This is a genomic window from Alteromonas sp. 4NH20-0104 (assembly GCF_057547795.1).
Genome location: NZ_BAAJLP010000002.1, coordinates 189,603 through 209,482, shown reverse-complemented (window position 1 = coordinate 209,482; position 19,880 = coordinate 189,603). Strand labels below are relative to the sequence as shown.

The following is a 19,880-nucleotide window of genomic DNA, read 5'->3' as shown; positions in this document are numbered from 1 at the left end:
GCTCCTTACTGCGTTTTTGGGGTCGCGTAAAATCAGAGACGCATATTCTAGTCATTTTACGTGCTATGTATACTGCTTTGTGGCTGATTTATGACAAATCCGAACAGTAATGCAACAAACAGGCTGTCAACGGTGGATTACACTCAGGCGATGACAGCCGCGAGGATGTACCGACCTGGCATGCCAGGAAAGCATGGCAGGCATTGGCAATACTCTGATTAGTCTTTCTTTTCCAGTTGTTTTACGCGCTCGAAAAGCTGCTCCAGCTGGCGGTTACGCACGGCATTTTTTCGCCAGTCGCGATTGGTCATGGCCGGTTGTCCGGAGGAGTAAACCCCGGGCTCTTTAATATCACTAATCACCATGGTGTAGCCGGTAATCTGTACTTTGTCACAAATGGTCAGGTGACCACCGATACCGCACCCACCAGCAATAATCACATATTTACCAATGGTGGCACTGCCGGCGATGCCAGTGGCACCGCATATACAGCTGTGATCGCCAATAATGCAGTTATGACCAATTTGCACCTGATTATCGATAATCACGTTTTTACCAATAATGGTATCGTCCAGGGCGCCGCGGTCGATAGTACTGGATGCGCCAATCTGGCTGTCGTCACCAATCACCACTGAGCCTGTTTGCGGAATCGGTAACCAGGTACCGGTATCATTGGCATAACCAAAGCCATCCGCACCAATCACGGTCTGACTGTGAATGCGTACCCGCTGACCAATGCGTGCTCCGTGGTACACGGTAACATTCGGATGAATCACCGACCCGTTACCAATTCGAGAGCCCCGGCTAATGATGGTGTGCGCGCCAATGACCACATTATCACCCAGCACTACGTCATCTTCGATAACGCAGTACGGGCCCAGGGCCACGTTATCCCCCAGCTTCGCCGAATCGGCCACAACAGCAGTTTTATGCTGGCCTACCGCAACGCCGGGCGTGGTATCAAATATTTGCGCAATGCGGGCAAACGCAGCGTGGGGATTGTTATGCAATAAACCGGGAAGCGGGCAATTTTCAGCTTCATTGGGATGCAGAATAACGGCACCAGCCTGAGTAGACTGCAGTTGAGAACGATATTTGCCGTTAGTTAAAAATGAAATTTGGGAAGATGTTGCACTCGTCAGGGTGCTAACGCCGGACAGCATGACTGATCCGTCGCCATGGACATCGCCACCAACCTGCTCAGCAAGTTGAGCCAAAGAAAGCGTTTGAGGTTGTGCTGGCATGAAAAATCCTTCATTAAATCTGGCCATACCCGGCGGTGTCTGGACGTTAGTAAAGCCTGCCGGGCATTAAACCTGTTTCCGATTAAGGTAGTTTACAAAAAAAAACGCCGGTTGGCTCATCCGTGATTTAAAAAATACCACTTTGTACTACCCTATAAGCCGCAGACGCCTACCAAGTGGCGGCGTCTTTGATTACAATAGCGACTTTCTAAAAAAGCCAGGACCAAGCATGTCACAATACGTATATACCATGCACCGGGTGGGCAAGATTGTGCCACCCAATCGTCAGATTCTTAAAGACATTTCACTGAGTTTTTTCCCCGGCGCTAAAATTGGCGTGTTGGGCTTAAACGGCGCGGGTAAGTCCACGCTGTTACGCATTATGGCCGGTGTTGACACCGAGATTGAAGGTGAGGCTCGTGCCCAGCCCGGCATCAACATTGGTTATCTGCCCCAGGAACCCCAACTGGACGAAACCAAAGATGTGCGCGGCAATATAGAAGAAGCCGTGGCAGATGTTGCCCACGCGCTGAAACGCCTCGACGAGGTGTATGCTGCTTATGCCGATCCGGATGCCGACTTTGATGCCCTCGCCAAAGAACAAGGTGAACTGGAAGCGATTATTCAGACCAAAGACGGCCATAACCTTGAAAACGCGTTGGAACGCGCCGCCGATGCACTGCGTCTGCCGCCCTGGGATGCCGATGTGAGCAAACTGTCTGGTGGTGAGCGCCGCCGTGTAGCCTTGTGTCGTCTGTTGCTGGAAAAGCCCGACATGCTGCTGCTCGACGAACCGACTAACCACCTGGATGCCGAATCAGTAGCCTGGTTAGAACGCTTCCTTCACGATTATGAGGGCACCGTAGTGGCCATTACCCACGACCGGTATTTCCTCGATAACGTGGCAGGCTGGATCCTGGAGCTCGACCGTGGTCACGGCATTCCGTGGGAAGGTAACTACTCCAGCTGGCTGGAGCAAAAAGAAGCCCGCCTTGAACAGGAAGAGCGCACCGAAAATGCCCGCCAGAAGTCCATTAAGCAAGAACTTGAGTGGGTACGTACCAACCCCAAAGGCCGCCAGGCGAAAAGCAAGGCCCGTATGTCTCGATTTGAAGAACTGTCCAGCGGTGACTACCAAAAACGGAACGAAACCAACGAACTGTTTATCCCACCGGGTGAACGCTTAGGGGATAAGGTCATTGAAGTCGAGCACCTGAAAAAATCCTACGGTGATCGCGTCCTCATTGATGACATGACCTTTACTGTGCCGAAAGGCGCTATCGTGGGTATTATTGGCCCCAACGGTGCCGGTAAGTCGACCCTGTTCAGAATGCTTACCGACAAAGAGCAACCCGACTCCGGCTCTGTCACTATTGGTGATACGGTGAAAATAGCCAGTGTTGAACAGTTCCGCGACCACATGGACGGTAACAACACGGTGTGGCAGGAGTTGTCTGACGGTCAGGACATTGTTCGCATCGGTAATTTTGAGCTTAACAGCCGTGCTTACTGCAGTCGCTTTAATTTTAAAGGCACCGACCAGCAAAAATACATCAAGGATTTATCCGGTGGTGAGCGTAACCGTGTGCATCTGGCCAAGCTGCTGAAAGCTGGCGGCAACGTGTTACTGCTCGATGAACCGACCAACGACCTGGACGTGGAAACCCTGCGTGCGCTGGAAAATGCGCTGCTTGAATTCCCTGGCTGTGCCATGGTTATTTCGCACGATCGTTGGTTCCTTGACCGTGTTGCTACCCACATTCTTGATTACCGTGACGAAGGCAAAATCAACTTCTATGAAGGTAACTACAACGACTATGAAAGCTGGTTAAAAGCCAACTTTGGTCACGACGTAGTTGAGCCGCATCGTTTAAAATACAAACGTATCAGTAAGTAAATCGGCCAAACTTAAGGCTATGCACTACACTTATCAGTAGGGTGCGTAGCCAGTTTGTCATCACAGGGTTCAGGTCTTTCATGCAGCAAGAAAAACGCCATTTTCAACGGGTTGGCATTTATTTGTCGGGGCAGCTTATAACCGGTACGGGTGACACCCTACCGGTGGAAGTGGTGGATGTTTCTTTGCAGGGGCTAAGAGTAACGTGGCTGTCATCCGCGGCAAAAGCCCCGCCAACAGGCAGCGTCGAACTCAGTTTCAAAGCCAATGAAGACAGTCCGCCGATTATTCTCAGTGGCGAAATTATCCGTCACAGTCCCTCACTGCAAGAGGAAAACTTAACCGAAGCCGGGATAAGAATTACCTACCTGTCGGTTGATGATTTGGCATTATTACGCCGATTATTGTTACTCAACAGCGGACAGGACGATCTGGATGCCACAGAGCTTGAAAGCCTGGTTGACAAGATCACCGCTGCCCTGTCGTCCTGACAGCCATTGATGGTAAGGTAAGTTAAGCGTCGAGCGCTTCCAGCGCATCACTGAGTTTAGCCACCGGAATGACGGTTAACCCAGCAATCTGATTTTTCGGGGCATTTGCTTTAGGTACAATCGCTCGCTTAAAGCCGTGTTTTACCGCTTCACTTAAACGCTCACTGCCATTAGGCACCGGACGAATTTCGCCAGCCAGACCGACCTCACCAAACACAATCAGCTCCCGCGGCAGCGCACTGTTACGAAAGCTGGAAATCATCGCCACCAGCAACGCCAGATCGGCGGCCGTTTCACTCACTTTGACACCGCCTACCACGTTAACAAAGACATCCTGATCGTTCATCTGCACATTGCCGTGGCGATGCATCACCGCCAGCAACATGGCTAAGCGGTTTTGTTCCAGCCCCACAGTGACTCGTCGCGGGTTATTCAGCTGCGAGTAATCAACCAGCGCCTGGATCTCAACCAGCAAGGGCCGGGTCCCCTCCCAGATAACCATTACTACCGAGCCCGGCGCCTGGCTGTCGCTGCGACTTAAAAAAATAGCGGAGGGATTTCCGACTTCCTTTACGCCTTTATCCGTCATGCCAAAAACGCCCAGCTCATTGACTGCGCCAAAGCGGTTTTTATGGCTGCGCAGGGTTCTGAACCGACCGTCACTTTCACCTTCCAGCATCATTGAACAGTCAATACAGTGTTCCAGCACTTTTGGCCCGGCCAGGCTGCCATCTTTGGTCACATGGCCAACGATGAACATTGCAATGTGATGCTGTTTGGCAAAGCGGGTCAGATAAGCCGCGCTTTCCCGCACCTGAGAAACACTGCCCGGGGCCGACTGAACATCAGATACATGCATCACCTGAATGGAGTCGATAACCATGATCTGCGGCTTTTGCTTTAAAGCGAGTTCGCAAATCATTTCAACATTGGTTTCGGCCAGCATCATGAGTTTATCATCGGGTAACCCGAGTCGCCTGGCGCGCATGGCTACCTGTTGCAGTGATTCTTCGCCGGTAACATATAACGCTGATTTAGTACTGGCCTGCAAACACATGACCTGCAGCAACAGGGTACTTTTCCCGGCGCCCGGTGAGCCACCAATTAAAATTGCCGAACCGGGTACGATCCCCCCACCCAGCACCCGGTCGAGCTCTTTGAGACCAGAGCTAAAACGAGGTAAGTCCTCAACGTTAATTTCGTTGAGGGTCTGAATCTGACTGTGGGTCTGACCGGCATAACCGGCAAAGCTCCCTTTGGCCGGAGATTTAGCCGGACTTACCACAAACTCCGAAATGGTATTCCAGGCTTTACATTCGCTGCACTGGCCCTGCCAGCGCGGGAATTCCGCGCCACAATCAGAGCATACAAAAGCTGTTTTTCGTTTCGCCATAAATCAATTGGTTTCTGCAAATATAAGTATTATGATTTCGTTAACAAGGATGTGCTTCTGTTTACAGAACTCATCACTTAGGGAACAGCAGAATTACCTCCACGTTAATGTAGTCAGTTATTTTGCCGATAAGTCGTTAATATACTAAAAAGCCGTCAGGGACACAGCAAAACCTCGCATGAATCAGGATTTATCGCAGTACGCGCAAATAATAGAACAACTTAAACCGATGGTGAAAGAACCTGAGTTCAATCAGGTGCTTCAGCAGGTTGCGTCGCATGTTCCCAAAGAAAAGCGCTTTCTGATAAAAATGGAAGTAAAGCGTCTGGCGCGCCCCTGTATGCGGGCAATCGATTTGCGCGGTCAGGTAGATGGTGAGTGCCGACTGTATGAATACGACGGAATCAAACATTACCTGGACGATGTAGCCATTGAGGTGTTCGAACAACAGGTACGAATGTTCGGCTTATACTCTTTTGGTGTCTACGAGGCGGTACTGGCCACAGAAAACAATTTTCGCGTGATCCGCGAAAAGGCCGAGGCCCGCAACGAACAGGACGTCGAAATACCGGATAAAACCAGTAATAGTGTTTCTCAGTTTGATGTGCCTAATATCAACCTGTTGAGCTATGCAAAGCGTAACGAAGAGCGCATGAACTTTGCCGTGTCGCTGGAAGTGTTTACCGAGACCAATAATAGCCTGCGGGCAACCAGCGTGGATATTTCCATCAAAGGCATGAAAATCAAGCTTTCCAAAGAGCAGCTCTTTAAGCCCGGAGAAAAGATTGGCGTTTATTTCCGCGGCCTGGAAACCGAATACTCGCTGGACAAGAAAATGGCTATCAAATATCAGGTAGTCAGCATTTCCCGTAAAAAGGAATTTCAGTTTCTGCAAATGAAACGGTTGCAGGATGCCCCGAATGGCCATTTCGATCAATTTATCGATAAGTTTATCCACGGCAATAAACGGCGTTACAAAGTCAATATGGATAACACCATAGACGCCATAATCAATAAGTCCTGTGAACAATATTTTTCGCCCAGCTGCCCTTCTCTACCGGTGTTTATCGAAGTAAAGGAAGGCCGAGCACGGGCACGCTTTGCCATGGCCAACGATTTAAACCGTCATATCCTCAGTTACTGGAACGACGAAGAAGATGAATTACGCCTGGGGTATTTACTGACCGGTGACCGCTTAAAACAATTAATTCAAAGTAAACACGAATCGCCCGCGCTGTATGTCTACAGCTTTAATCATATCCAGAACGGCAAGGTCTATTTTTACTCGGCGTCCAGCGACGAACTGGCCCGGCACCCGGCGCTTAGTGACTTATTCATTGGCTTTGGCTCCAGAAAAGTCAGTTGGCGTGTTTTCAAAGTCGGCATAGTGAAAGTATCCGCCAAAGATGCCTATGCCCCGCTGTCGTTACCCGACGATGTGGGCACCAAAGTGAAGCGCCAGAATGCCAGGCCCGCCCCTCGCCTGATGGCGAGATTGCAAAACCTGGCCTATGCGGTGCAGGTCACCGATATTACCTCTGACCGTGAACAACTGCAGTTTAGTCAGGTTAAAATTGACCGCGCTCAGTTAAAGGCGTTAAAGCTCTTTGGCCATGCGCGCAATCGCCCGCCAGGCGAAATTAAAGCCTTCCGTTATAAGTTCCAGGAACAGCGCATGGAAACCCGCTACCTGCTGCGTACTGCGGTTCAGGTGGTGGCCAGAGGACAAACGATTAACGGTATCAGTGAAGATATCTCCATTAATGGTCTGCGCATAGAAATCGATGGTGCGTATCATGGCGATCTGAATATGCGGGTCATGGTCAGTCTGCCCAAATTACAGGAGCTGACCAGCAAATTTGACGTCAGTAATTTGCACTACCGGGTAGTTCACATCAGTGGCGATAAAAACGTGCTTCATGTGCGATCCGTTGCGGGTGATGATGGCCTGCCGGCACGCCGCTTCTTTACCGAGTTGATCAAAAGTAATAAATCGTCACTGAAAACTTATCCCGATGAAGAAGAAATCCCAGGCATTGGCCATGCTTTACGCTGTATCAATGCCAAAACACCGTCAACACTGGCGTTTGTATTATCAAAAATCAGCGGACGCTATTTACCCCAGGTTGGCGTGCTGGGCAAAGACGCCAATCCGCGCTTAAAAACCCTGTTCAGTCATTTTGCCGAACAGCGCAAAATGAACCTTGAAGTGTTCTTTCGCGATCGCACCCTCGACTCGCCCTTTATCCAACACGCTATCAAACAGGTTAAAACAGAGCATCAACCGGTTACCCGCGAAATTTTTATCGCCTTCCGACCAGCTGAGAAAGAACCTGCCGATGCCATCGACGCTCGCTATGAGCACCGCTTCAGTTCAGAAGAATCACGCCAGCAGTTTATCGAAAATGCCCTGACAACTGGTCAGTTCATTGCCATGACGGTTACTGTAACGGTGACCGGTAAACCCGATCTGGAAATGCTGCAATCGGAAATAAACTATATCGGCGTTTACGCAATTCACCGCGCGAAGGAGCTGGAAGAACGTTTGTGGAGTATCGGTGCTTGCGTACATGCGGTGGATATAACCGACCAGGTGTTACTGCGGTTTGGTTTTGATGAACACAGAATTGCCGATAATCAAAAAACACCCAGTCAGCACGCCATTGAGCCTGGCGGCATCAAGGCGTTACTGAAAAGCTAAACCGGCTAACCTAAATAAGCCAGCAAGGTATCCAGGCCTGAATATCGAATGGCGACATCGGCCTGAGCATTCACCACAGGTTTCGCTTCAAACGCCACCCCTAGCGCCGCTACCCCCATCATTTTCAGGTCGTTAGCTCCGTCGCCCATGGCCACCGTTTGCGTAAGCGGGATATCCCAGCGCTGAGCCAGTTCCTGCACGGTTTCCGCTTTAATCTGTGCATCCACAATACCGCCTACCACGTGGCCGGTAAGTTTACCATCCTGCGCCTCAAGCACATTAGCCCGGGAAGCATCCAGCCCGAGACGATTTTCCAGATAGCCGGCAAAATAGGTAAAGCCGCCCGATGCAATGGCAATTTTCCAGCCATGCCGCTTTAACACAGCCAATAAATTTTGCAGCCCGGGCATTAACGGAATACTGTCGCGAATTTGTTTCAGCTGACTAACTTCCACGCCACTCAGACAGCCCACCCGTGAACGCAGGCTTTCAGCAAAATCGAGCTCGCCGCGCATGGCTTTTTCTGTCACGGCGGCCACCTGCTCACCCAGGCCCGCGAGCTTGGCGATTTCATCAATACACTCAATTTGGATCACCGTTGAATCCATGTCCATCACCAGCAGCCCTGGCTCAGATAATCGAGGGGTAACGCCTCGCAAAGCGACTTCACAATGACAAGCCTGCGCTGCCGCGTCAGTCAAATCATGAATCGCCCGCGGATCAGCATCCACTGATTCCACGTCAAAACAGACGGTACTTTGCGCGAGCAAACCACTGTGAGGGTGTAATGTAAAACTTCCCAGTTTAATGGCCGGTGACAGGCGTTGGGCAATCACAGCAAGCTGTTCCAGCGTGAGTGCCGGCGCACAAACAATAAGTTGCTGAGGTGATTGTTGGTGTGCCTGAGCGGCCAGGCTGGTGTAGGATTGATCCCAACGAAGATTCTGATATTCTGCCAACGCAGCGGTAAGAAAAGCTGCACTGGTTAATTGTTCTGTACTAAGCGTTGTTAATTCCAAGGGCCGGGTTCTCATTACTTGAGTTAGCGAATAACCCGATCCTAACGGATAGTCAGCGTTTGGGAAATGCATAGTTAGACTAAGTTGCACATTTTTAATCTTAAAAAAGGCATTGCATTGCGCCGTATTACCTTCTCTACTGCCCACCGGCTTATTATTATGACCATGCTGATAACCGGTCTGTGCATTGCCGCGATGGTTGCCGTAACCTCACAATCCGGCCACTTATCCTCTGCAGAGGATCCCCTGGGGCATCATTATGTGCGGCTCATTCGCCCCGCAGTGGCAAGCCTTAATCAGGCGGAAATGGATCGTATACTGGCCAGCATGGCCGAGGATGAGCACATCCTGCGGGCGACTGTTTTCTCAGTAACCGGCGATCGGTTAGCCCAGCAAGGCATTAAAACGCTATTACCGCAACTGATGAGAGAAGAGCCGCTTCGCACCAGCGCAATGATACCTGTTGAACAGGATAATCAGGTGATTGGTTATTTACAGTGGGTGCGGGAACCAAATAAATCAAAGTAGTTAGCCGAAGTGCGCTCAGCCACTTCAGCCAGGGTAACGCCTTTTAGTTCGGCCAGGGTGTTGGCAACCTCACCAATAAATTGAGGTTCGTTGCGAACGCCCTGTCGGCCTGCCATCGGCATATCCGGCGCATCGGTCTCCAGCAACAGGTGGTCTAGCGGTATGCCCGCCACGGTTTGCCGGGTCTTTTGCGCTCTTGAATAGGTAATGGTGCCACCAATCCCCAGCTTAAATCCGGCTTCAATATACTGCTGTGCTACCTGCTCACTGCCAGAAAAAGCATGCACCACACCGCCGTGCTGAAAGCGGCATCGCTTTAACGACTCAAGTAACAAATGGTGGGAACGGCGATGATGCAGGATCACCGGCAATTGCCACTCGTTGGCCAGTTGCAGTTGCGCCTCAAAGAATGTCTGCTGCTCATCTACGGGCGTTTCAACAGCACCGTCTATGCCAATTTCACCAATCGCTAGCGGGGCAATGGTGGTAGCTTGTAGCCATTCTCGCAGCGCATTGATTGCCTGCTTGGGGTTATCGGGAAAGAAATAAGGGTGCCAGCCAAAAGCGAAATCGAGCTGCTCATGTTCAGCGGCCATTTTGTGCTGGCGTTGCCAGCCTGCCTGAGTCGTTCCCGGCAGCAATATTCGCTGAACGCCATTTTCAAGCGCTCTGTGCAGCACGTCCTGCCAGTCTGGTTCAAACTCAGGGAGATCCAGATGGCAGTGTGAGTCAATCATCAGTAACCGTCAGGCTAAGGCATGAGGCGCTGAGTGACCCAGCGGTTATCGGCCTGTTTGGTGTATTCGTAGCGGTCGTGTAAGCGATCTTCTCCGCCCTGCCAGAATTCAATTTGATGGGGAACAACCCTGAAACCGCCCCAGAAATCCGGTAGCGGGATCTCTTTCTTAGCAAATTTCTCTTTCATCTGATGAAATTGAGTCATCAGCAGCTCGCGGCTGGAGATCGGCTGACTTTGTTGTGATGCCCAGGCGGCCAGCTGTGAATCTTTTGGCCGGGATAAAAAGTATCTGGCGTTTTGCGCCGTGGTAAGCTTCTCTGCCGTGCCACAAATACGCACCTGTCGCTCCATGAAAAACCACGGAAAATGCAACGAAATACGCGGATTCTCACTGAGCTCTTTGGCTTTACGGCTGCCCAGGTTGGTGTAAAACACAAAGCCTTCGTGGTCGTAATCTTTAAGCAACACGATCCGCTGAGATGGCTGACCGTCAGCATCTACCGTGGCTACCGTCATGGCGGTAGGATCCGGGATACCCGCATCAATTGCCGCGCCCAGCCATTGCTTAAATAACTCTACCGGATGATCAGTTAAGTCGTTGTCGGTTAAATGCCCCTGACTGTACTGACGACGCATATCAGCAATACTCATACCTGTCACCTGCTTACTTAATCTTCACCATAACCGAGCGAACGCAGTGCTCGTTCATCGTCGGCCCAGCCCGACTTCACTTTCACCCACAGTTCGAGAAAAACCTTATTGTCGAACAGTCGCTCCATATCCAGTCGCGCCTGCTCACCTATGGTTTTTAAGTGTTTACCGCCTTTTCCGATCACCATGCGTTTTTGCGTTTCACGTTCCACCAGGATCAGGCCATTTATCCGGTATACGCCGTTTTCACCCAGCTTGAACTGTTCAATTTCAACCGTGGTTGAATAGGGCAACTCATCACCGGTGTAACGCATAAGTTTTTCGCGAATAATTTCGGCTGCCATAAACCGGCTTGAGCGGTCGGTAATATAGTCTTCCGGAAAATAAAACTCGCTGGCGGGCTGACGTTGACGAACCAAATCGCGCAGAACTTCAACCTGTTTACCTTGTTTCGCGCTCAGTGGGATAATTTCCTCGAACTGATGTTTTTGCGCCAACACCTGCAAATGGACGATTAAGGCCTCCGGTTCGGCCACCTTATCCTGCTTGTTAACCACCAGGATACAAGGCAAACCGGACTGTTGTACTCTGGACAGCACCAATTCATCGTCGCTGGTCCAGCGCGTCCCTTCCACTACGAACAGTATGAGGCTCACTTCCCCCAGCGAACTGGTGGCTGCGCGGTTCATTAAGCGGTTGATTGCACGTTTTTCTTCGCTGTGTAAACCCGGAGTATCTACATAAACCGTCTGACAATCATTTTCGGTATCAATACCTAAAATACGGTGCCGGGTGGTTTGTGGCTTACGTGAGGTAATACTCACTTTTTGGCCGAGCAGACGATTTAACAGGGTGGACTTGCCTACATTGGGGCGGCCAACAATGGCAACTAATCCGCAGCGGGTGTTGGCTTCTGGCAGCTCAGGAATCGGCTGGTCAGTCATTTTCTAGTTTCTCCAGCGCGTTCCGTGCGGCTTGTTGTTCGGCTTTACGCCGACTGGTGCCCGTCCCTTTCATGGGGTTACCCAATGAGTCAATCTGACAGTGCACCACAAAAGTTTGGTCATGATCCTTGCCGCTGATGTCTACCACTTCATATACCGGTAATGGCAGTTTGCGGGATTGCAAAAACTCCTGCAGGCGGGTTTTCGCGTCTTTTGGATGCTCGTTCGGATCGAGTTTTTCGATGCGGCTCTGCCACAGTCGCAGAATAACGTCTGCGGTAGTGTCCAGGCCGGCTTCCAGGTAAATAGCCCCCAAAATGGCTTCCATCGCATCGGCAATAATCGAACTGCGCCGGTGACCACCGCTTTTAAGCTCTCCGGGTCCCAGTTTTAATAGTTCGCCAACGTCTGCCTCACGGCCAAGCTCTGCCAGCGTGTCACCCTTTACCAGGGTGGAACGCATGCGCGTCAGCTTACCTTCGGGTACAGTCGGAAAGCGTTTAAACAGGGCCTGAGCGACTACCATGCCAAGCACTGCGTCGCCCAAAAACTCAAGGCGTTCATTATGTTGTTTCGCCGCACTTCGATGAGTCAGCGCCTGCTGTAGTAACTCAACATTGCTGAACTGGTACCCCAGTCGTTGTGATAATCTGGCATAGCGATCGATACCGATCATTAGTGAATGCCACCTACCCGGCTAAATCGAACGCCTGAAGGCACCCAGGAAGGCAACCAGCTGTCAGGTGCGCGATCAAATTCAAAGCTGATCCAGATAGCCACGGCTTTACCCACCAGATTTTCATCCGGCACGAAGCCCCAGTAGCGGCTGTCACGGCTGTTATCACGATTATCACCCAGTACAAAGTATTGGTTCTCTGGCACAATCCACTCGTTCATCTTTGTACCTGGCTGGGTGTAAAATTTGGACGGATGGGCTTCTGAAATCGGATGCTGTAGAATGTCGTGTTCTACTTCACCAAGCGTTTCAGTGATACGTTTCAGGGGGGCCAGGTTTTGGACAAAGTCACCACTGCTAACGAATTGTTGTGGCATGGCTTTAAATTCTGCACAGTTCTGGCCTTTATCGCAGGCTGGCTTAATGAAAACCTGCTTGTCGCGGTAAATAACCGTGTCGCCCGGCATCCCAACAACGCGCTTAATATAGTCTATACTTGGTTCCTCGGGATATTTGAAAACGACTACGTCACCACGTTCCGGAGCGCCGGTTTCGATAAACTTATGGCGGAATACAGGGTCTTTTAAGCCATAGGCATATTTTTCAACCAGGATAAAATCCCCTACCAGTAACGTTGGCATCATGGAGCCTGACGGGATCTGAAACGGCTCATACAAAAAAGAGCGCAGTACCAGCACGAATGCGATAACCGGGAAAATTTGCTGTGCCGTATCAACGATATAAGGCAGTTTTTCCTCGGGCGGTAAGGCCGATTCACCGTTGCCGGATAAGGTGACTCCCCGGGCTTTCCTTTTGGGCGCAAAAGCAATTGCATCCACCAGCCAGATTAATCCTGAACCCAGGGTTAAAATCACTAACAAGATTGAAAAATAATTCGCCATTACTTAGATACCTTAAGTATTGCAAGGAAGGCGTCCTGTGGCAGTTCCACATTACCCACTTGCTTCATCCGTTTTTTACCTTCCTTTTGCTTCTGCAGCAGTTTCTTCTTACGGCTCACGTCACCACCATAACACTTGGCAATAACGTTCTTCCGCAATTGTTTCACAGTGCTGCGGGCAATAATGTGGTTACCGATGGCGGCCTGGATAGCGATATCAAACATCTGACGCGGAATTAATTCACGTAGTTTTTCCACCAGATCGCGGCCTCGGTACTGTGCATTTTCACGGTGGGTAATTACTGCCAGGGCATCTACCCGTTCACCGTTAATCATGATATCCAGTCGTACCATGTCTGAGGATACAAACTTCTTAAAGTTGTAATCCAGCGATGCGAAACCGCGACTGGTAGACTTTAACCGGTCAAAAAAGTCCAGAACCACTTCTGCCATGGGCAATTCGTAGGTTACCGCAACCTGTTTACCATGGTAACTCATATTGGTCTGATTACCGCGCTTCTCAACGCACAGGGTGATCACACTACCCAGGTACTCCTGAGGTACCAGAATATTAGCCTCAACCATAGGTTCGCGAATTTCTTCGATGTCGTTGACTGCCGGGAGCTTTGAAGGGTTATCCACCTGCATTACGGTACCATCGGTTTTAAGTACTTCGTAGTTTACCGTAGGTGCCGTGGTAATAAGATCCAGATCGTATTCTCGCTCCAGGCGTTCCTGAATAATTTCCATGTGCAGCATGCCCAAAAAGCCTACCCGGAAACCAAACCCAAGGGCAGCAGAGCTTTCCGGCTCATAGAACAATGAGGCATCATTCAGACTCAGTTTGGCCAGTGCATCACGAAAATCTTCATAGTCATCAGAGCTTACCGGGAACAGACCGGCATAAACCTGTGGTTTGACTTTTTTAAAGCCCGGTAACATTTTATCAGCAGGGGCCTTGGCCGTGGTGATGGTATCGCCCACAGGGGCACCGTGAATTTCTTTAATACCGGCAATAATAAAGCCTACTTCACCAGCTCTTAACACCTTTCGTTCCAGCGGTTTAGGGGTAAAGACACCAATTTTATCGGCCTGATGCACCTGTCCGTTTGACATGATCTGGATCTTGTCTTTAACGTGCAGTTCACCTTCAACGATACGCACCAAAGAGACCACGCCCTGATAGTTATCAAACCAGGAATCAACAATCAGCGCTTTAAGCGGCACATCAAGAGCCCCTTCCGGCGGTGGGATCTGCTTAACAATAACTTCCAGCACATCTTCAATACCAATGCCGGTTTTGGCCGAGCAACGCACGGCTTCAATAGCATCAATACCAATAATATCTTCAATTTCTTCTGCTACGCGCTCAGGCTCGGCTTGCGGCAAGTCGATTTTATTCAGTATCGGCACCACTTCCATGTCCATATCGATGGCGGTATAGCAGTTGGCGACGGTTTGCGCTTCAACGCCCTGCCCGGCATCAACCACCAGCAGCGCCCCTTCACAGGCCGCCAACGAACGGGAAACTTCATAACTGAAATCTACGTGGCCGGGCGTATCAATGAAGTTCAACTGGTAAGTTTCACCATCACGGGCTTTATAATCAAGGGTCACACTTTGCGCTTTGATGGTAATTCCCCGCTCTCTTTCCAGATCCATGGAGTCAAGAACCTGTGCTGCCATTTCACGTTCGGTCAGTCCACCACAATGTTGGATCAGACGGTCTGATAAGGTCGACTTACCATGGTCAATGTGCGCAATAATAGAGAAGTTGCGAATGTGCTTATGCTGCATAATGCTTGGAAATTACCTGCAAATTTTTACGATTATACGTCTGGCGGGTGATAAACGATTACTGTGACGTGTTCAGCCAGACACCTTTAAGGGTGCGGATTTTACCTACTTATTGCGCTAAAAGCGAATATCACAGCAACAATTCATCGTCACGGCGTGCAAACAGCACACCGCAGCGCTATGCAGGGTGTGATTTATCGGTAACCCGATTAACGATGACCGGCTCAAACCGGGCGTTTTTAGCCCGTGCCAGATAACCAGACACTAACCGCACACTGCCTGCTGATAGCAGCACTGACAGGGCAAACACCGTCAGTTCATGCCAGTCTGTCAGTTGGTTCAGTCCTATTACGCCGCCAATCAGTGTAACCAGCGGCATGATGTAAACCAGCCAGGAAGCCAGCAGGACTTTTTGCTCCGGAATGCCAATGATCACCCGGTCTCCCGCTTTGAGCGGCAAAGGGCTGCGCATTGTCAGCGTTTGCGTACGGGGGGTAAAAGCTTTGGCTACCGCACTGGTACCACAATCATCGCTCACCTGACACTGACTGCAACCGGTCTTCACGGAGGCACTGACTGTGACCAGATCTTCATCCACGCCAATGACAGTAGCCGTCTCGGTAATCATTGATTTACTCTCCCGCCGCGCCAATGGAGTGGGCTATCTCATAAGCGGTTTGAGGCGGAATTTTACCAATAATGGTGATTTGCACCTGACCATTGGATAACGATAAAAATGTGTTGGTTGAATGGCGTAACACAACATCTGAGTCGAGCGAGTCCTGAGCAGGCTGCACGTACACCGATACATCTACCATCCCATCACTGAACAGTTTGTACTCTACCACCTGACCGGTCATAGCCAGTCGCCGGGTTTCACGTTTGATTTCTTCCATACCTACGGGCAAAAACTTGACTTCCCACTGGTGTTGGCGGGGTTTGGGTGTCATGGCTACTGCACCGGGCAAAGCCTGCCGATTGATCCTGGAAAAATACGACGAAGGTTGTTCACTAACATTCACTGCAGTGACCTGAATTTGCTCCAGCAACGACCCCTGTAAATCCACCATATCCAGCTTGAGTAACATGCCGGTTTCTTCATCCAGCCAGACCTGGTAATTATAACGTTTGTTATCGCGACTGACGATACGTAATTGCTGAGCGGCGCGGCCGGAAACCCGGGTGCGGCCAATTGTAATAAACTGATAGGCATCAGCCAGTGCTGACGGGTTGTACAATAAATCGCTGGGTAGCGGACCACTGATAGCGCTGGCATAAATACTGTAAGGCTGAACGTCAGGTTCAAAGACACTGACGACGTTGCCCAGGCGAATCATTTCCTGGCCGGGTCCGTTTTGCAGGTTGAGCTGCTCGGCCTCCAGTCCATCTTCGAGCACGGCATGGCGCCATAGATAGGGAGTCATTTCCTGGCCAGCTCTGGTCAGTACAAAAGAGACTTCAAAATTGGATTTACGGTTAATTTCAGCCAGTCGCTCCAGCCATTCTAATCCGTTCAGATTCTGGCGCTGAAGCTTTGCACCTGCCGCTTCTGATTGATCCGCTTCCGGCTCAGGAGCCGGGCTGTCTTCCTGGGCGACAAGAGTGGCAGGGACACAGGAAATTAGGGTAGTTAGAAACAACAAACGCACTGCCCTGGCAGTGCGTTGCTTTACGTCAAATAATGCTTGCATAGTGATTAAGGCTGATTAGGTTCAGATTCCGTGGCCTGTTGAGATTGCTCTTCCGCCTGCTTCAGCTTCAGTTGCTGTTCGTGATCGGCAAGCAGCGCATTAATCTGACGACGCTTTTGTAATAACGCATCAGTGTCATCTGCACGATTGTTCGGCACAATGTTACTTTGCTCGAGGCTAACCGGCGCCATACCTGTTTGTGGCATCCCCGGAATAACCGGCGTCTGGAACGTCGTAAACGGTTCGTCCGCGGCTGGTTGCTGGTTGACCTGCTGTACGCCCAGAATCACTGCGGCAGCCACGGATGCTGCAACGGCAAGCTGTCCTGACTGGCGAAGTAATGGCACCACCCTGTTAACGACCGGAAGTGATTTCCATTTAGACTTCGGCGCTAACACTGTAGGTTCCTGCTCAAGCGCGGCGGCAACCTGGGCAGTAATGTCGAACTCCGGCATGACTGACGCTTCTTTCCGTAAGCCACTACGGATTACATGGTAGCTACGCCATTTTGCCAGTGATTCACTATCGTTTTTAATGCTGTCAACAAACCCGTTGTCATCGAGTTCGCCGTCCATAAAAGCCGATAATTTTTCGTGTTGCTGCGTCATAAAGTACTTTTCCTGGTTACGCCTGTATTACTTTTCATCGTTATAAGGCAACCTTGTCAAAATCTACTGTACCTGATCCCGGGCCCAAAGCTCAATATCAGGTTTCAAGTAATGGTTGAATGACCTTATCAATAGCTTCCCGTGCTCTGAATATCCTGGAACGCACCGTTCCTACAGGACAAGCCATTACATTTGCAATTTCTTCGTAACTCAGCCCCTCGATCTCCCGCAACGTAATTGCCATCCGTAAATCGTCAGGTAATTTCTCCATTGCGCGAAACAAAGTCGCCTCCAATTCATCCGACAGTACGCTGCGTTCAGGAGATGAATGCTCCTTTAACGCATCACTGCCATCATAATAGTCCGCTTCTTCAGCATCGACATCACTCGCGGGCGGTTTACGCCCGATAGCCACCAAATAATTTTTGGCGCTGTTCACCGCTATGCGATATAACCAGGTGTAAAATGCGCTGTCGCCCCTGAAATTGGGTAACGCCCGATACGCTTTAATAAACGCATCCTGCGTGACATCCGCCACATCACCGGTATTTTTCACATAACGCGAAACCAGGTGCATCACTTTATGCTGATAGCGCGTTACCAGCAGATTAAACGCGTTCTTATCGCCTTGCTGGACACGTTCAACCAACTGTTGATCAGTTATCTGCTCGCTCATTCGAGCCATTTCTCCTACCGACTAATTTCCAAATAGCTCATGCAAGCACTTGAGTAGACTTCACGTATTTTAAAAAGTTCGCAAAGAATATGATCTTTTTTTCTTTTATTAAGCTAAACACCCAGAATACCGGTAAAATAATTGCCAAAATAACGAATAGAGGCGTTTATTCTTTTACGTTTGCGCCGAGTTTGATTAGACTTTCCGAAAATCACGCATTGTGACCCTTACATTACATGAATTCAAATGCTTCTTCATCTGTAACACCAGAACAACCTGCCGACGCCAACGTTGAGCACAGTTGTGATGTCTTAATTATTGGCTCTGGCGCGGCGGGCATGAGCCTTGCGTTATCACTGGCCAATTATTGTCGCATTATTCTGCTGAGCAAGAGTGATTGTAACGAGGGCTCAACCCGTTACGCACAGGGCGGCATCGCGGCAGTCTTTGACGAACGCGACTCCATTGAATCTCATGTGGAGGATACCCTGGAAGCCGGCGCCTATCTGTGTGATGAAGACGTGGTGCGATTTACCGCTCAAAATGCCAAAAGTGCCATGGAATGGTTAATTAATCATGGCGTGCCCTTCGACCAGGAGCAATCTGATACTGGTGAAAACCGTTATCACCTGACCCGCGAAGGCGGCCACAGCTTCCGCCGTATTCTGCATGCGGCTGATGCAACCGGTGAGGCCCTGCAGATTACCCTGAATGAGGCGGTTTCCCAACATCCCAACATTCACATATTCGAGCGTTATAACGCCATTGATATGATTAAGAGCGAGGAAAACCCTAACCGCTGCAAAGGCGTGTATGTGTGGAACCGCAAACGGGAACAGGTGGAAGTGATCCGCAGCCGGTTTATTACCCTGGCAACGGGGGGCGCAAGCAAAGTTTATCAGTACACGTCAAACCCCGACATCGCCAGCGGCGATGGTATTGCCATGGCGTGGCGGGCCGGTTGCCGGGTCGCTAATATGGAATTTAACCAGTTCCACCCTACCTGTTTGTTTCACCCCCAGGCGCGTAACTTTCTAATTACCGAAGCGCTGCGCGGTGAAGGTGCTTGTCTGGTGCACGCCGACGGCACGCCGTTTATGGAAAAATTTGATGAGCGCAAAGACCTCGCCCCGCGGGATATAGTGGCGCGTGCCATCGACTACGAAATGAAAAGACTGGGCGCCGACTGTATGTATCTGGATATTAGTCATAAACCCGCCGACTTCATTGTGAAGCATTTCCCCAACATTTACCGTAAATGCCGCTCACTGGGCATTGATATCACCCGCGAAGCCATTCCGGTGGTACCGGCGGCTCACTACAGTTGCGGCGGCGTAATGACGGATTTGAATGCGCGCACCGATCTCGACAACGTTTACGCTGTAGGTGAAGTCGCTTATACCGGGCTTCACGGTGCAAACCGAATGGCCTCTAACTCGTTACTCGAGTGTATTGTGTTTGCCCGCTCGGCGGCCGAGCATATTCTGTCGCGACTGGATGAATCACCGGCTGAGGAGTCTATCCTGCCGTGGGATGAAAGTAAGGTCAGCGACTCTGATGAAGAAGTCATCATTCAGCACAACTGGCACGAGCTGCGCCTGTTCATGTGGGATTACGTAGGCATTGTACGCACCACAAAACGGCTGGAAAGAGCCATTCGCCGGATTAAACTGCTGGAGCAGGAAATCAGCGATTACTATTCCAACTTCCGGGTCAGTAATAATCTCTTGGAACTGCGTAATCTGGTGACAGTTGCAGAACTGATTGTACGCTGTGCCATGCAACGCAAGGAAAGCCGCGGCCTGCATTATAACCAGGACTTCCCCGAACGGAACGACACAGCAACGCCATCGATCCTAACGCCTATGCCTTCCAATACATCACCGCAACCCGGTGATCTCACCAGTTTCGAGCATTAAGTTTG

General features: G+C 50.4%; 18 protein-coding genes. 5 read left to right on the top strand and 13 right to left on the bottom strand.

Translation table 11 applies throughout. From position 1 onward, the window contains the following. Positions 1–218: 218 nt before the first annotated feature. Positions 219–1,244: a UDP-3-O-(3-hydroxymyristoyl)glucosamine N-acyltransferase gene (lpxD, locus tag AC27IB_RS02550; protein ID WP_487118689.1), complete on the bottom strand. Its 1,026-nt coding sequence runs from the start codon at positions 1,242–1,244 to the stop codon at positions 219–221. Between the two features lie 229 nt (positions 1,245–1,473). Between lpxD and ettA the strand changes: the two genes are divergently transcribed. Both ettA and AC27IB_RS02540 read left to right on the top strand, forming a co-directional pair. Beyond that, positions 1,474–3,141 carry an energy-dependent translational throttle protein EttA gene (gene ettA, locus AC27IB_RS02545; RefSeq protein WP_487118687.1) on the top strand — a complete coding sequence of 556 codons (1,668 nt, stop codon included), beginning with the start codon at positions 1,474–1,476 and terminating at the stop codon, positions 3,139–3,141. An 80-nt stretch (positions 3,142–3,221) separates the two neighbouring features. Then, positions 3,222–3,632 (top strand): PilZ domain-containing protein, encoded by a 411-nt coding sequence (locus AC27IB_RS02540; RefSeq protein WP_487118685.1) that lies wholly within the window; start codon positions 3,222–3,224, stop codon positions 3,630–3,632. 22 nt (positions 3,633–3,654) lie between these two features. Here the strand turns inward: AC27IB_RS02540 and radA are convergent, their stop codons facing one another. Beyond that, positions 3,655–5,025, bottom strand: a complete 1,371-nt coding sequence (gene radA / locus AC27IB_RS02535) for a DNA repair protein RadA (RefSeq protein ID WP_487118683.1) — start codon at positions 5,023–5,025, stop codon at positions 3,655–3,657. A gap of 178 nt (positions 5,026–5,203) precedes the next feature. Between radA and AC27IB_RS02530 the strand changes: the two genes are divergently transcribed. After that, the gene (locus tag AC27IB_RS02530) at positions 5,204–7,726 is read left to right on the top strand and encodes a PilZ domain-containing protein (RefSeq protein ID WP_487118681.1); all 2,523 of its coding nucleotides are present in this window, start codon (positions 5,204–5,206) and stop codon (positions 7,724–7,726) included. Positions 7,727–7,731: 5 nt separating this feature from the next. Here AC27IB_RS02530 and serB read toward each other — a convergent pair whose 3' ends face one another. Next, a complete protein-coding gene (gene serB / locus AC27IB_RS02525) occupies positions 7,732–8,745 on the bottom strand; it encodes a phosphoserine phosphatase SerB (RefSeq protein WP_296045423.1) in 1,014 nt (337 codons plus the stop codon). A 117-nt stretch (positions 8,746–8,862) separates the two neighbouring features. Here serB and AC27IB_RS02520 point away from each other — a divergent pair, with 117 nt between their 5' ends. After that, the gene (locus tag AC27IB_RS02520) at positions 8,863–9,273 is read left to right on the top strand and encodes a hypothetical protein (protein ID WP_296045420.1); all 411 of its coding nucleotides are present in this window, start codon (positions 8,863–8,865) and stop codon (positions 9,271–9,273) included. On the opposite strand, the gene AC27IB_RS02515 is transcribed toward AC27IB_RS02520, so the two are convergent. The 10 genes from AC27IB_RS02515 to rpoE all read right to left on the bottom strand — a co-directional run bounded on the left by AC27IB_RS02515 (position 9,234) and on the right by rpoE (position 17,956). Next, positions 9,234–10,010, bottom strand: coding sequence for a TatD family hydrolase (locus AC27IB_RS02515; protein WP_487118679.1), 777 nt, complete (start codon positions 10,008–10,010; stop codon positions 9,234–9,236). The genes AC27IB_RS02520 and AC27IB_RS02515 overlap by 40 nt on opposite strands. Positions 10,011–10,024: 14 nt before the next feature. Beyond that, on the bottom strand, positions 10,025–10,663 hold the full coding sequence (pdxH, locus tag AC27IB_RS02510) for a pyridoxamine 5'-phosphate oxidase (RefSeq protein WP_296045415.1): 639 nt from the start codon (positions 10,661–10,663) through the stop codon (positions 10,025–10,027). A 17-nt stretch (positions 10,664–10,680) separates the two neighbouring features. Next, positions 10,681–11,607 carry a GTPase Era gene (era, locus tag AC27IB_RS02505; RefSeq protein WP_296045413.1) on the bottom strand — a complete coding sequence of 309 codons (927 nt, stop codon included), beginning with the start codon at positions 11,605–11,607 and terminating at the stop codon, positions 10,681–10,683. Next, the gene (rnc, locus tag AC27IB_RS02500) at positions 11,600–12,283 is read right to left on the bottom strand and encodes a ribonuclease III (RefSeq protein ID WP_296045409.1); all 684 of its coding nucleotides are present in this window, start codon (positions 12,281–12,283) and stop codon (positions 11,600–11,602) included. The genes era and rnc overlap by 8 nt, the downstream gene beginning before the upstream one ends. After that, the gene (gene lepB / locus AC27IB_RS02495) at positions 12,283–13,185 is read right to left on the bottom strand and encodes a signal peptidase I (RefSeq protein ID WP_296045406.1); all 903 of its coding nucleotides are present in this window, start codon (positions 13,183–13,185) and stop codon (positions 12,283–12,285) included. Before lepB ends, rnc begins: the two co-directional genes overlap by 1 nt. Further along, the gene (lepA, locus tag AC27IB_RS02490) at positions 13,185–14,981 is read right to left on the bottom strand and encodes a translation elongation factor 4 (protein ID WP_296045404.1); all 1,797 of its coding nucleotides are present in this window, start codon (positions 14,979–14,981) and stop codon (positions 13,185–13,187) included. The genes lepB and lepA overlap by 1 nt, the downstream gene beginning before the upstream one ends. A gap of 178 nt (positions 14,982–15,159) precedes the next feature. Then, the gene (locus AC27IB_RS02485) at positions 15,160–15,609 is read right to left on the bottom strand and encodes a SoxR reducing system RseC family protein (protein ID WP_487118675.1); all 450 of its coding nucleotides are present in this window, start codon (positions 15,607–15,609) and stop codon (positions 15,160–15,162) included. Between the two features lie 4 nt (positions 15,610–15,613). Continuing rightward, positions 15,614–16,672 (bottom strand): MucB/RseB C-terminal domain-containing protein, encoded by a 1,059-nt coding sequence (locus AC27IB_RS02480; RefSeq protein WP_296045399.1) that lies wholly within the window; start codon positions 16,670–16,672, stop codon positions 15,614–15,616. A 5-nt stretch (positions 16,673–16,677) separates the two neighbouring features. Further along, on the bottom strand, positions 16,678–17,280 hold the full coding sequence (locus AC27IB_RS02475; RefSeq protein ID WP_487118673.1) for a sigma-E factor negative regulatory protein: 603 nt from the start codon (positions 17,278–17,280) through the stop codon (positions 16,678–16,680). Between the two features lie 97 nt (positions 17,281–17,377). Beyond that, on the bottom strand, positions 17,378–17,956 hold the full coding sequence (rpoE, locus tag AC27IB_RS02470; RefSeq protein WP_105935620.1) for an RNA polymerase sigma factor RpoE: 579 nt from the start codon (positions 17,954–17,956) through the stop codon (positions 17,378–17,380). Between the two features lie 236 nt (positions 17,957–18,192). On the opposite strand from rpoE, the gene nadB reads away from it, so the two are divergent. Continuing rightward, positions 18,193–19,875 (top strand): L-aspartate oxidase, encoded by a 1,683-nt coding sequence (gene nadB, locus AC27IB_RS02465; protein WP_296045390.1) that lies wholly within the window; start codon positions 18,193–18,195, stop codon positions 19,873–19,875. Positions 19,876–19,880 lie beyond the last annotated feature (5 nt).

Bases quoted from the DNA above. Each gene is read 5' to 3' on its own strand.
- lpxD (WP_487118689.1), bottom strand. From the start codon at position 1,244: ATGCCAGCACAACCTCAAACGCTTTCTTTGGCTCAACTTGCTGAGCAG.
- ettA (WP_487118687.1), top strand. From the start codon at position 1,474: ATGTCACAATACGTATATACCATGCACCGGGTGGGCAAGATTGTGCCA.
- AC27IB_RS02540 (WP_487118685.1), top strand. From the start codon at position 3,222: ATGCAGCAAGAAAAACGCCATTTTCAACGGGTTGGCATTTATTTGTCG.
- radA (WP_487118683.1), bottom strand. From the start codon at position 5,025: ATGGCGAAACGAAAAACAGCTTTTGTATGCTCTGATTGTGGCGCGGAA.
- AC27IB_RS02530 (WP_487118681.1), top strand. From the start codon at position 5,204: ATGAATCAGGATTTATCGCAGTACGCGCAAATAATAGAACAACTTAAA.
- AC27IB_RS02515 (WP_487118679.1), bottom strand. From the start codon at position 10,010: ATGATTGACTCACACTGCCATCTGGATCTCCCTGAGTTTGAACCAGAC.
- pdxH (WP_296045415.1), bottom strand. From the start codon at position 10,663: ATGAGTATTGCTGATATGCGTCGTCAGTACAGTCAGGGGCATTTAACC.
- era (WP_296045413.1), bottom strand. From the start codon at position 11,607: ATGACTGACCAGCCGATTCCTGAGCTGCCAGAAGCCAACACCCGCTGC.
- rnc (WP_296045409.1), bottom strand. From the start codon at position 12,283: ATGATCGGTATCGATCGCTATGCCAGATTATCACAACGACTGGGGTAC.
- lepB (WP_296045406.1), bottom strand. From the start codon at position 13,185: ATGGCGAATTATTTTTCAATCTTGTTAGTGATTTTAACCCTGGGTTCA.
- lepA (WP_296045404.1), bottom strand. From the start codon at position 14,981: ATGCAGCATAAGCACATTCGCAACTTCTCTATTATTGCGCACATTGAC.
- AC27IB_RS02485 (WP_487118675.1), bottom strand. From the start codon at position 15,609: ATGATTACCGAGACGGCTACTGTCATTGGCGTGGATGAAGATCTGGTC.
- AC27IB_RS02480 (WP_296045399.1), bottom strand. From the start codon at position 16,672: ATGCAAGCATTATTTGACGTAAAGCAACGCACTGCCAGGGCAGTGCGT.
- AC27IB_RS02475 (WP_487118673.1), bottom strand. From the start codon at position 17,280: ATGACGCAGCAACACGAAAAATTATCGGCTTTTATGGACGGCGAACTC.
- rpoE (WP_105935620.1), bottom strand. From the start codon at position 17,956: ATGAGCGAGCAGATAACTGATCAACAGTTGGTTGAACGTGTCCAGCAA.
- nadB (WP_296045390.1), top strand. From the start codon at position 18,193: ATGAATTCAAATGCTTCTTCATCTGTAACACCAGAACAACCTGCCGAC.